The sequence below is a fragment of the Sulfuricurvum sp. genome (assembly GCF_028688295.1).
GTDB lineage: Bacteria > Campylobacterota > Campylobacteria > Campylobacterales > Sulfurimonadaceae > Sulfuricurvum.
The window spans coordinates 3,843-14,647 of record NZ_JAQTYM010000059.1 but is presented as its reverse complement, the minus strand read 5'-3'; the positions used below and the strand labels follow the sequence as shown (position 1 = coordinate 14,647).

Below are 10,805 nucleotides of genomic sequence, written 5' to 3'. Positions count from 1 at the left end.
TGTCTTCGTTTTTTTTAGTTTATTATAGCGTAAGTATTGAAGCGGTATGCTATGAGATTATTATTCAAAAAAGGACAACAATGGAAGATATGCATTCTTTGATTCGAGAAAAACTTCGAGCCTTTCGTATGATTCATTTTGCTATGATGATGGGTAGTTTTATGTATGGAGTTGTGATTGTATTTATACATTTTAACGCCCCTATACCTCCAAGTATTAACGATGCTTCGACATTGACAATATTAACGTATGGGATATTTGCGTATGCTTTGCTAGCAGTTGGAGTTATTAGATATATGCGTCAAAAGTTTTTATCATCCGATAATATATTTAAAAAAATAAAAGATGCAAAAAATCCTGATCAACCATCCTTTTTTTCTAATTACCTCTCCACGTTATTTATATTATGGAGTTTATGTGAGGTTATTACTATCGGTGGGATAATTTTATATCTCACAAGTGGACAATTGGAAATACCTTTATTTTTGATCGGGTTTGGTATCTTTCTAAAACTAGTGAATGGTCCTAAATTTGAAGAGCTAACAGCACTTGAAAAACGGTATGCTGTTGTCGAAGTGCAGGGGTAAGGTATGTCGTATTATATTTGGCTTATATTCGGAGTTATCGCCTTTGTGATCGAAATGATGATCCCTACCTTTTTTGCACTGTTCGCGGGGGTGGGATTTTTAGCGGCGGCAGCAGTAGCATTTTTCCTTCCTGCGTCACTTTTTTGGCAGTTGATTGTCGCTTCTGTGTTTATGATTATCGGGGCGGTAGTGTTCAAGAAACGGGGTATGGGAGATGAACCTCAAGATACTGTGGGAACCCACAACGAGTTTGTCGGGATCAAAGGTATCGCATTAACCATGATTTCAGCTCATGAAGAAGGAGAAGTATCATTGTATGAGCCGGTGATCGGTGGACGGCATTGGCCTGCGGTAAGTACTGATGGAGAGATCGCTGCAAATTCAGAGATTCGAATCGTGAAACTGAGCGGTAATACTCTCATCGTCGAAAAAATTTAATTGGAGGTCATAGTATGGATGCAAGTCTAATTTTCCCGTTAGTGTTAATGGTCGCGGTGGTGTATACACTGTCGCAAATGGTACGTATCGTTCCCCAAGGGGAAGAGTGGGTTGTCGAGCGATTGGGTAAATACCATACCACCCTTTTACCGGGACTCCATTTATTGATTCCGATTGTGGACATTGTCGGGTATAAAATCGTCACCAAAGAGCTGATCCAGCAGACACGAGAACAAGAGGTTATTACTAAAGATAACGCCGTCGTCATCATCAGCGCGGTGGTTTTTTATCGTGTTACCGATCCAGGAAAAGCGTCGTATTCGATCAGCAATTTCGAGAGTGCGGTGGGAAATATGACCACAACGACCCTTCGTGCAGTGATAGGTGGGATGACACTCAATGAGTCGCTTTCTCAGCGTGATCAAATCAAAGCGCAAGTGGCGGAGAAAATTCGTGATTCACTCAGCGGATGGGGATTGACCCTCGGTAATCTGGAAGTCCAAGATATCCGACCGAGCCAAAACCTTCAAGAGGCAATGGAACGTCAAGCAGCGGCGGATCGTGAACGGGAAGCGGCAATTATGATCGCGGACGGAGAGAAAAAAGCGGCGATTGCAAAAGCGGAGGGGATGAAAGAAGCGGCGATTTTAGACGCACAGGGGAAACTCGAAGCGGCAAAACTCGAAGCACAGGCGAAAGTGGAACTCGCAGACGGAGACCGCAAAGCGATGATGATTGTTACCCAAGGGCTTGCCGGTGGAGAGACAGCACCCCATTATCTCCTCGCTCAGCGTTACATCGACAGCGTGAAAAATCTGAGCAACTCAAATAACTCTAAAGTGGTCTTTATGCCTGCCGATTGGCAACAAAGTCTTGCAGGTGCGGTAGGATCACTGGGGTATTTGGGTACTGCCCTCGGTGAGAAAAAATAGGGCAAATTGTCATATTATTTTTACCTCTTAGGGGTGATGGGCTATAATCACCTTTATGATGTATGAAATAACAACCCTAATAGCCTTTATCGTCGCTGGAACTCTCGGATGGATGTGGAATCAATCCCGCCAACACTACGCGCTCCTCGAAGCGCGTGCACTGCAACTCCAAGAACTCTATGTTCAGGAACAAACCCTCAAATCAAGAATCCAAATTGATCTTGATAATTCCCAGAGGGAGTATCACTCATTAGAACGCGATTACGCGGTACTCCATACCCGCCACGAAGAATCCTCCCGCTCTTTTGAAGAGAAGATTCGTCTCCTCGATGAAGCCAAAGTACAGATGAAAGTTCAGTTTGAACAACTCGCGGCACAGATTTTCGAGCAAAAAGCGAAAACATTTGATGAAGCGCATACCAAAGGGCTTGATCTGCTCCTCAAACCATTTCGTGAACAAATAGCCCAATTTGCGACTCAGAGCAAGGAACAGTTTATCCACGATGCGAAAGAGCGACAAAGCATCAAAGACGAAATCCTCCGCCTCAAAACCCTCAATGAACGGCTCTCTCAGGATGCGATCAACCTCACCCAAGCCCTCAAAGGGGAGAATAAAACCCAAGGAAACTGGGGAGAGATCGTGTTGGAGCGGATACTCGAAGAATCGGGACTGCGTGAGGGGCATGAGTATGAAACCCAAAATACCTACAGCGATGAAGAGGGGAAAAAGTTTCGTCCTGACGTTATCGTCCATCTTCCTCAGAACAAAGATATCATTATCGACTCTAAAGTTTCACTCGTTGCCTATGATGCGTTTATCCGCGCCGAAAATGACGAAGCGCGTGCCCATGCTCTGAAACAGCACCTCCTCTCGATCCATGCTCATATCAAAGGGTTAAGCGGCAAGCGGTACGAACAGCTCAGCGGGGTACGTACTCTTGATTTTGTCCTCCTTTTTATGCCGATAGAGGGGGCATTTTTGCTGGCACTGGAGCAGGATAATACTTTTTTCAAAACAGCGTATGAGCAAAATATCGTTGTCGTTTCCCCTTCCACTCTACTCGTAACTCTCCGTACTATCGAGCACATCTGGCGAAGCGAGTATCAAGAACGCAATGCCAAAGCGATTGCCGAATCGGCGGAAGCTCTGTATGAGAAACTGGTGGCGTTTGTCGAGGATATGGAAAAAATCGGTGAGCAGATCGGACGTACCCAAAAAAGCTATGAGGGGGCAATGAATAAGCTCACAACTGGAAAAGGGAATTTGATCCGACGTGTCGAGTCGATGCGGAAACTGGGATTGAAACCCAAAAAGTTGCTCCCCTCATCGGTAACCGATACCGAAGATGAAGAGATTTTATAGATAATGTCAGCATTAATTGTCTACGGAGATATTCACGGTTGTTTAGACGAATTCCAAAAACTTCGCGACCAAATCAAACCTCAAAAAAATGATATAGAAGTATGTGTAGGTGATATTATCACCAAGGGTTCTTATTCGCTAGAAACACTACGATATATCCAAAAAAATGGCATCCTCTCTGTTCTCGGTAATCACGAAGATAAAATCATCCGTTATCTCAAACATCAAGAATCTCCTAAAAAAAATCCTATTAATTTAGATAATGATGAGCAACAAATAGTTGATAATATAACGCCAAAGGATATAGAATTTCTCCAATCTCTTCCACTCTTTTTACGTTTCGATGATATCACTGTGGTGCATGGTGGATTACAAAACTCAATGGTGTTAGAAAACCTTTCTGGTCGCGAGTATCAAAAACTACTTAGACTTCGTTATTTAGATCAAGAAGGGCATTTTGTAGCTCACGGCGAGGAAACAGAGGATTCAACATTTTGGGCAGATGTTTATGATGGTAATCAAGGATTGGTAGTCTATGGACATCAGTGGAGTGAGGAATCTAAGATCAGTAAAAACGCCATTGGTGTCGATACGGGATGTGTTTATGGGAATAAGCTCAGTGCCGTAGTGTTTGATGGAAACACAAAAACGGATTATAAAATTATTAGTGTAAAAGCTGGATTCCCGATTAAGTCGGGAACCTAGCATGAGGTTTGTGTAGCACTTGGAAATGACGAAACTATAAGTGTGGAATCTTCACCTTAGAATTAAGCAGCGCACCGATAATAATCATTAGCAAGAGCACACCTATCCATCCGATAAATCCTGAACCCAGCCACACAAGCCAGAGCAAAATTGCCCCGAGCGGAGTTGGAACGCCTATAAAATGTTTCGCTACTTCACCTGCATCGGTATTGATGTTAAACTGGATCAGACGGCGTAAACCGCTGATAACATAGTATATCGATACGATGGAGGTTATAATCAGCGGTATCCCACTAAGTTCGGAATAAACCCCCTGAAAGATAAAGAAGGTCGGGACGAGCACAAAGCTGAGAAAATCTGCAAATGAGTCCAGCTGAACTCCGAATTCATTAGATAATCCGTATTTACGAGCCACTTTTCCATCAAAAATATCAAAAGCTCCCCCCATCCATGCGAGAACAGCGGCAACCATGAAATGGTTTTGAGTGATAAAATAGGTGGCTAACAATCCGCAGGTAATGTTTGCCATTGTGATTAGGTTGGCGAGGTTAAAGTGGCTCGTAGAGCGCCATAAAAATTGCATTAAATCTCCATCATCGAATTCTAAAACAACATTATAGCCAATCATCACCCCTGAGGATATTCATCAGTAAGAGTTTTTTGCTATACTCACACAATGAAAAAAAGCCTTGTAATTTCAATAATTATCCATAGTATTTTGTTCTCTCTTGTAGCGGCTGCTTTATTTTTGCTACCAGATGAGAAGAAAAGCGAAACGATTAAACTTAAACTTCTTATGAACCCTCCTGAAAAGCTACAGATTAAAAGTGAGCCGTTGGACGTACCGCAAAAAGAGACAGAGCTTGTTCAGAAACAACCTGAAATCCCTGTTCCAACCCCGAGAATCCCACAAAAAATTCAGCCCGTCAATAAACCTGCACCGGTAGTTACGACTCCGATCGTACCGATAGCAGTCGCACCGCAGCAAAAAGTACTCGAAATTCCGGTACAAAAAGTGGCTGTAACTCCTCCTACACCTCCAAAGGTGGTTCTCCCTAAGCCTGCAATAATCGAAACCGTAAAAGGTGACCCAAAAGCTAAAGAAAATTACATTGCTTATTTACGTCAGTTTATTGATGAGCGAAAAATCTATCCCAAGAATGCGAAACGTTTAAAGCAAATGGGGACGGTAACAGTTAAATTCAGAGTTTTGGAGGATGGAACCATCAAAAATATTTCGATTGTCGATTCATCAGGATTTGATCTTCTTGATCAAGCGGCCAAAAATCTGCTTGAGAATATCGCTCATGTCAAGGCGCTTCCAAAAGAGATGGGTGATGAACCGATTGATTTGACATTGCCGATCGAATATACCCTTCGATAGGAAATTTAAGACCCTTTTAATATGATATTGATTATTATTTTGTAAATTTGTTTTTACGACACTTTATTTCAAAAGGAACGATAATGGTTCATCCTACAATGACGCTTCTTAGCGCCTGCACGAAGGGCGGTGTTGCTACGGTGGCTAAAATTAATGCTACAGGAGCACTAAAGCAGCGGCTTATCTCTTTTGGACTCATGAAGGGTGCTGAAGTAAAAATACTCGAATGTGGGATGACGAAAAGTACATTTGAAATTAAAATTGGAAATGTTTCTATCGCCCTTCGCCGTGAAGAGGCAGAATTGATCGAGGTTTCAAATGTCCACTAAACAGATAACTGTAGCTCTTGTCGGACAACCTAATGTCGGAAAAAGTATGCTGATAAATTCCATCGGTAACGCGCGCCTTCATGTTGGAAATTTTACAGGTGTAACGGTTGAAAAGACGGTTGTGACGTTTGAGCATGATGGGTACTCTTTTAGTGTCGTTGATCTTCCCGGAACTTATGCGTTTACCGACTATTCGATCGAAGAACGGGTAACGCACGATTATCTCTGTGATGAAACCTATGACCTCATCATCAATGTAGTCGATTCAACCAACATGGAGAAAAACCTTCAGCTTACCGCAGAACTAATGACGATGAGCAAAAAAATGGTGATTGCTCTCAATATGTCAGATGAAGCAGATAAAGAGGGGATCGAAATCAATGCTCCTTATCTCTCTCAACTACTTGGAATACCGTGTGTTCGTGTATCGGCCGCTGCAAAAACGGGGCTTGAAGAACTGATGAAATCTGTTATCAGCGTCCATGAGAGATCGATTCAGGAACAAAAGCTAATCTTTAGCGAAGCGGTTGAAGAAGAAATTACGTTGATTTGTGAATATCTAAATCGTCATAAGTTTAAAGCTTCGATCAGTAACCGAAATATTGCTATTAATCTTTTACAAAAAGAGAAAAAGACCTACCGTGTTTTACACGATAACCCTATTTGGATTGAGCTTCAACCGATGTTGATTGAAGCAGATCGTCACGTATTGCTTCATCATGATACGGACGATATGAAAGAGGCATTAGCCGAAGAGTATCTTTCGTTTAATCGCGGAGTTATTGCTGAAGCGGTGAAGGTCAAACCTAAAGCCCCCTTGAAAAAAACGACGACAGAAAAAATCGATAGTGTACTGATTCATAGGGTTGCAGGTATACCAATCTTTCTTTTCTTTATGTGGGGACTGTTTCAGCTTACCTTTGAGATAGGCTCTATCCCGATGGATTGGATCGATGCCTTTTTTGGTTGGTTTGGTGAGTTAGTCGGTGCTACGATTTCAAATGAAGAAATTCGCTCCTTGATCGTCGATGGGGTGATTGCGGGTGTCGGAGCGGTTGTCCTTTTTGTCCCGAACATTGTCATTTTATTTGTCGGGATTGCCTTACTCGAATCGACAGGCTATATGTCGCGGGTAGCATTTTTGTTGGATGGATTTTTTCATAAATTCGGGCTTCATGGGCAGTCGTTTATCCCTCTTGTAAGTGGATTCGGATGTTCTATTCCTGCTTATATGTCCGCACGAATTTTGAAAAATGACCGTGATCGTCTTTTGACTCTCTTTGTTATCGGATTTATGAGCTGTGGGGCACGACTCCCTGTATATGTTCTCTTTACGGGGGCATTTTTCGGTCCTGAGATGGCGGGAAATGTACTGTTCGGTATTTATATACTTGGTGCGATGATCGGTCTTGTGGCCGCCAAAGTACTTAAAATGACAGCTTTTAAAGGTGCGGATGAGCCGTTTGTTATGGAGATGCCGAAATACCGTCTCCCCTCAGTAAAGCTGATCTGGCACACCGTACTCACCAAAACGATGATGTATTTGAAAAAAGCGGGGACGTTTATTGCTGCTGCATCTCTCCTTGTTTGGTTTTTGAGCAGTTACCCTAAGGATGGTTCGCTAGATGCTTTGTTTGGAGCAAAAATCGAAGCAACCACATCAGATGATGAGGTAAAAGTCCTCGAAAATCAACTTGCCGAAGCACAGCTGGAACAGAGCTTTTTGGGTCAAATCGGTCATGCAATCGAGCCGATATTTGCGCCATTGGGCTTTGATTGGAAAATGGCGGTGGCATTGCAAACAGGGCTTGCCGCAAAAGAGGTGGTTGTTTCAACGATGGGAGTATTGTATTCACTCGGAAGCGATGCAACCGAAGAAGACCACTCGTTGATCTCCACGATCAGTTCCCAAATACCGTTTGCATCGGCAGTGGCATTTATCATCGTCATTATGACTTATTTACCGTGTTTGGCAGCATCGGTCGTCTTTACCCGTGAAGCAGGGGGGATTAAATATTTCGGTTATTTGTTTGTGTTTACGACAATCGTAGCGTATTCCCTCGCATTTGTCGCCTATCATTTGACATTGTGGTTAAGTTAGGAAATCATTAACTACTCTTTGTTACAATGCTTTTATGAGTAAAATATTAATGATAGAAGATGATCTCGAATTAGCAGAGATCCTAACCGAGTTTTTAGAACAGTACGATTTCGAAGTTACGACGGAGGATGATCCGTTTAAAGCACTTAGTATCCTTAAATTGGAAAAATTTGATGCGGTGATTCTCGATTTAACTTTGCCGGGGATGGATGGTCTGGAAGTGTGCGAAGCGATTCGTGCGCGTCAAAATATTCCCATCATTATCTCGTCCGCACGTTCTGATGTAACGGATAAGATTAATGCCCTTGAGCTTGGAGCCGATGATTATCTCCCAAAACCGTATGATCCTAGAGAGCTTGAAGCACGTATCCATTCGGTGTTGCGTCGATATGATGCCGCTTCCGTTGCTGCATCTGAGAGTGCCTGTGATTTTAAACTCAATGAGTCTGCAATGCAAATTAGTTATAGAGGGAAAGCATTAGACTTCACCAATGCAGAATACGGAATTTTAGCCCATATGATCAAAAAACAGGGGATGGTCGTTTCTCGCGAAGATTTGATTCACAATGTGAGCGCGATCAATGAAGACTCATCGAATAAAAGTATCGACGTTATGATGGGACGGATTCGTAATAAACTCGGGGACAAAGCCCTGATCGAATCGATCCGCGGCATCGGCTATAAACTGTTAAAATGAGAAATATACTCTGCCCTGAAAGGGCTAGCTTAAGTGCCTTAGCGGCTAGCGTAGCACAAGGGATTTCATTCCTTGCGCGTTCAAAATAAGATGATTAAAAATAATGCGGTTCTTGCAACCGTACTCTTCGCACTTTTAGTAACGGTATCGAGTGTCAGTTACACTTTTTATCAGCTCTACCAAGTTAATCGTACTAAACACATTGATAATATCTTTACTAAACACTCGCTTATTAGCCAAATCTATCACACCTATATTATAAAACAAATTTCGGAGCCGATGTTTGAAGCGAACATGGCACTCTATGAGCTCGAAGAAGTTCATGACAAAGCTGTCGAAACCATTATCCGTGAAGGGAGGATTCTTAAAAGTGACGGTAATGGGGACGAAGTAATGGAAGCATATACCCTTTCTACCTCTCCTTTTGAATCCCATATAGCTGAGCAGGTTATTACCTCGATGATAGAGTACAAAGGACATATCTATTTTTGGGTTGAATCGTCTCGTCACAGTATTCTCCTTATGGACCAGAAGATTGAACCCTATCGACCGGTCAATTTGATTTCAGCGTATGGAACGTTGATGATGATTTTAATGGGTTCTTTTATTCTTATTATTTATCGTTTACATCCCTTGCGTCGCTTACGTAAACAGATTGCCCGTTTCGGTGAGGGGGATATGGGGGTGAGATTTCGGATAGACGGAAGTGATGAAATCGCGTTGATCGCTAATGAACTTGACACTACCCAAAAGAAAATTCGCTCCTTGATCGAATCTCGTACCCTATTTTTACGTAATATTATGCATGAACTTAAAACTCCAATCGCTAAAGGACGTATCGTTACCACTATGCTTAGTGATGAGAAACAGCGTGGACGATTTGAGGGAATTTTTGAACGTCTTGAATCACTCATCTGGGAGTTCGCGTTATTGGAAGAGATAACATCGGGTAATCAGTATCATGAGAAAAAAGAGTATCGGCTGGTGGATATTATTGATGGTGCAATTGATATGGCAATGGTTGAGTATGAAGCAGTGGATCGTGTCATTGACGCTTCTATTAAAGTCGAGGTCGATTATCGTCTTTTTGTTACAGCAATTAAAAACCTTATTGATAATGCAATCAAATACTCTGTCGAAAAAAAGATGAAGATTTGGGTGGAAGAGGGGGAAATCGTTTTCGCTAACATTGGTGAACCTCTGAAAAACTCTCTCAGTTATTACATTGAACCCTTTACTAAAGATCATCCGACAAAAGACAGTTTCGGTTTAGGTCTTTACATCGTTGATGCTATTTTAAAAGAACATGATTATGTTTTGGCGTATGAACGCCGTGATAACATAAATTGTTTTATATGTGTACCCGTAAAAACAAAAAGGAAATAGATGAAAGAGATTTTAATCACCAACGATGACGGCTATGAATCAGCAGGGCTGCTAGCTTTGATCGAAGCGCTCGATGGGCTCGGACACATTACAGTTGTCGCGCCATCAACCGAAAAATCAGCATGTGGACATTCATTGACCCTAACACGACCACTCAGTTTCATTAGTGTGGGAGATGATTTTTACAAACTCGATGACGGTACTCCGAGCGATTGTGTTTATCTTGCCCTTCACTCCCTTTTCGAAGAGTCTAAACCTGATTTGCTTATCAGTGGCATCAATAAAGGTTCTAACATGGGGGAAGACATCACTTACTCAGGGACAGCGGCGGCGGCAATGGAAGCGGTTTTACATGATGTTCCTGCTATCGCTATCTCACAGGTGATGGATTTTACCCAGCCCGTCGGTGATTTTGCGTTGGCTAAAAAAGCGATTCGACATTTGGTACAAAAAGTTTTAGAGGGGGAATTTCCTCTACGAGAGAGGGAGTTTTTAAACGTCAATATCCCTCATGATGTTGAGGAGTTAGAGTTTGCCGTTACGTATGCTGGCTATCGCTATTATGCCAACGATGCTCACCTCCATCGTAACCCACGAGGAATGGAGTACTACTGGCTTGGTCTTCATCCATTGGAGTATAAACCGCGTGAAAAACGGAGTGCATTATGCGATTTCGAAGCGATTGAAGCAGGAAAAGTTTCCCTCACCCCAATCAAACTCGATATGAGTGCCTATAAATCGATGGGGCAATTAAGGGAGTGGCTGTGAGAAATATTCGGACAAAATTGGTTTTCGGCGAAGAGTGCTTTGAGAAACTGAACAATGCTAAAATCCTCCTCCTCGGCGTCGGCGGAGTGGGGAGCTTTTGTTTGGATTGTCTTTA

At 42.5% G+C, this 10,805-nt stretch carries 12 protein-coding genes and 1 pseudogene; 12 read left to right on the top strand and 1 reads right to left on the bottom strand.

The features are described 5' to 3' along the window. From PHR02_RS10605 to PHR02_RS10585, 5 genes are all read left to right on the top strand, one after another. The coding region (locus PHR02_RS10605; protein ID WP_299991955.1) for a hypothetical protein at positions 1-587 on the top strand (587 nt) is incomplete at its 5' end. 3 nt (positions 588-590) lie between these two features. Continuing rightward, positions 591-1,025 carry an NfeD family protein gene (locus PHR02_RS10600; protein WP_299991953.1) on the top strand — a complete coding sequence of 145 codons (435 nt, stop codon included), beginning with the start codon at positions 591-593 and terminating at the stop codon, positions 1,023-1,025. A gap of 14 nt (positions 1,026-1,039) precedes the next feature. After that, a complete protein-coding gene (locus tag PHR02_RS10595; RefSeq protein ID WP_299991952.1) occupies positions 1,040-1,957 on the top strand; it encodes an SPFH domain-containing protein in 918 nt (305 codons plus the stop codon). A 55-nt stretch (positions 1,958-2,012) separates the two neighbouring features. Continuing rightward, the gene (locus PHR02_RS10590) at positions 2,013-3,320 is read left to right on the top strand and encodes a DNA recombination protein RmuC (protein ID WP_299991951.1); all 1,308 of its coding nucleotides are present in this window, start codon (positions 2,013-2,015) and stop codon (positions 3,318-3,320) included. A 3-nt stretch (positions 3,321-3,323) separates the two neighbouring features. Then, on the top strand, positions 3,324-4,025 hold the full coding sequence (locus tag PHR02_RS10585; RefSeq protein WP_299991949.1) for a metallophosphoesterase: 702 nt from the start codon (positions 3,324-3,326) through the stop codon (positions 4,023-4,025). Positions 4,026-4,059: 34 nt separating this feature from the next. Here the strand turns inward: PHR02_RS10585 and PHR02_RS10580 are convergent, their stop codons facing one another. Then, positions 4,060-4,608, bottom strand: a complete 549-nt coding sequence (locus PHR02_RS10580; RefSeq protein ID WP_299991957.1) for a CDP-alcohol phosphatidyltransferase family protein — start codon at positions 4,606-4,608, stop codon at positions 4,060-4,062. A gap of 93 nt (positions 4,609-4,701) precedes the next feature. On the opposite strand from PHR02_RS10580, the gene PHR02_RS10575 reads away from it, so the two are divergent. The 7 genes and pseudogenes from PHR02_RS10575 to PHR02_RS10545 form a co-directional block, all read left to right on the top strand. Then, a complete protein-coding gene (locus PHR02_RS10575) occupies positions 4,702-5,409 on the top strand; it encodes an energy transducer TonB (protein WP_299991947.1) in 708 nt (235 codons plus the stop codon). A gap of 83 nt (positions 5,410-5,492) precedes the next feature. Further along, on the top strand, positions 5,493-5,738 hold the full coding sequence (locus tag PHR02_RS10570) for a FeoA family protein (RefSeq protein ID WP_299991946.1): 246 nt from the start codon (positions 5,493-5,495) through the stop codon (positions 5,736-5,738). Continuing rightward, entirely contained in the window at positions 5,728-7,839 is a 2,112-nt protein-coding gene (feoB, locus tag PHR02_RS10565) for a ferrous iron transport protein B (protein WP_299991944.1), read from the top strand. The genes PHR02_RS10570 and feoB overlap by 11 nt, the downstream gene beginning before the upstream one ends. Positions 7,840-7,873: 34 nt before the next feature. Next, on the top strand, positions 7,874-8,536 hold the full coding sequence (locus PHR02_RS10560; RefSeq protein ID WP_299991942.1) for a response regulator transcription factor: 663 nt from the start codon (positions 7,874-7,876) through the stop codon (positions 8,534-8,536). A gap of 90 nt (positions 8,537-8,626) precedes the next feature. Beyond that, entirely contained in the window at positions 8,627-9,922 is a 1,296-nt protein-coding gene (locus PHR02_RS10555; RefSeq protein WP_299991940.1) for an ArsS family sensor histidine kinase, read from the top strand. Next, positions 9,923-10,690, top strand: coding sequence for a 5'/3'-nucleotidase SurE (gene surE, locus PHR02_RS10550; RefSeq protein ID WP_299991939.1), 768 nt, complete (start codon positions 9,923-9,925; stop codon positions 10,688-10,690). Beyond that, positions 10,687-10,805, top strand: a pseudogene (locus PHR02_RS10545) (tRNA threonylcarbamoyladenosine dehydratase); the annotation flags it as partial. The gene surE and the pseudogene PHR02_RS10545, both read left to right, overlap by 4 nt.

Bases quoted from the DNA above. Each gene is read 5' to 3' on its own strand.
- PHR02_RS10600 (WP_299991953.1), top strand. From the start codon at position 591: ATGTCGTATTATATTTGGCTTATATTCGGAGTTATCGCCTTTGTGATC.
- PHR02_RS10595 (WP_299991952.1), top strand. From the start codon at position 1,040: ATGGATGCAAGTCTAATTTTCCCGTTAGTGTTAATGGTCGCGGTGGTG.
- PHR02_RS10590 (WP_299991951.1), top strand. From the start codon at position 2,013: ATGATGTATGAAATAACAACCCTAATAGCCTTTATCGTCGCTGGAACT.
- PHR02_RS10585 (WP_299991949.1), top strand. From the start codon at position 3,324: ATGTCAGCATTAATTGTCTACGGAGATATTCACGGTTGTTTAGACGAA.
- PHR02_RS10580 (WP_299991957.1), bottom strand. From the start codon at position 4,608: ATGCAATTTTTATGGCGCTCTACGAGCCACTTTAACCTCGCCAACCTA.
- PHR02_RS10575 (WP_299991947.1), top strand. From the start codon at position 4,702: ATGAAAAAAAGCCTTGTAATTTCAATAATTATCCATAGTATTTTGTTC.
- PHR02_RS10570 (WP_299991946.1), top strand. From the start codon at position 5,493: ATGGTTCATCCTACAATGACGCTTCTTAGCGCCTGCACGAAGGGCGGT.
- feoB (WP_299991944.1), top strand. From the start codon at position 5,728: ATGTCCACTAAACAGATAACTGTAGCTCTTGTCGGACAACCTAATGTC.
- PHR02_RS10560 (WP_299991942.1), top strand. From the start codon at position 7,874: ATGAGTAAAATATTAATGATAGAAGATGATCTCGAATTAGCAGAGATC.
- PHR02_RS10555 (WP_299991940.1), top strand. From the start codon at position 8,627: ATGATTAAAAATAATGCGGTTCTTGCAACCGTACTCTTCGCACTTTTA.
- surE (WP_299991939.1), top strand. From the start codon at position 9,923: ATGAAAGAGATTTTAATCACCAACGATGACGGCTATGAATCAGCAGGG.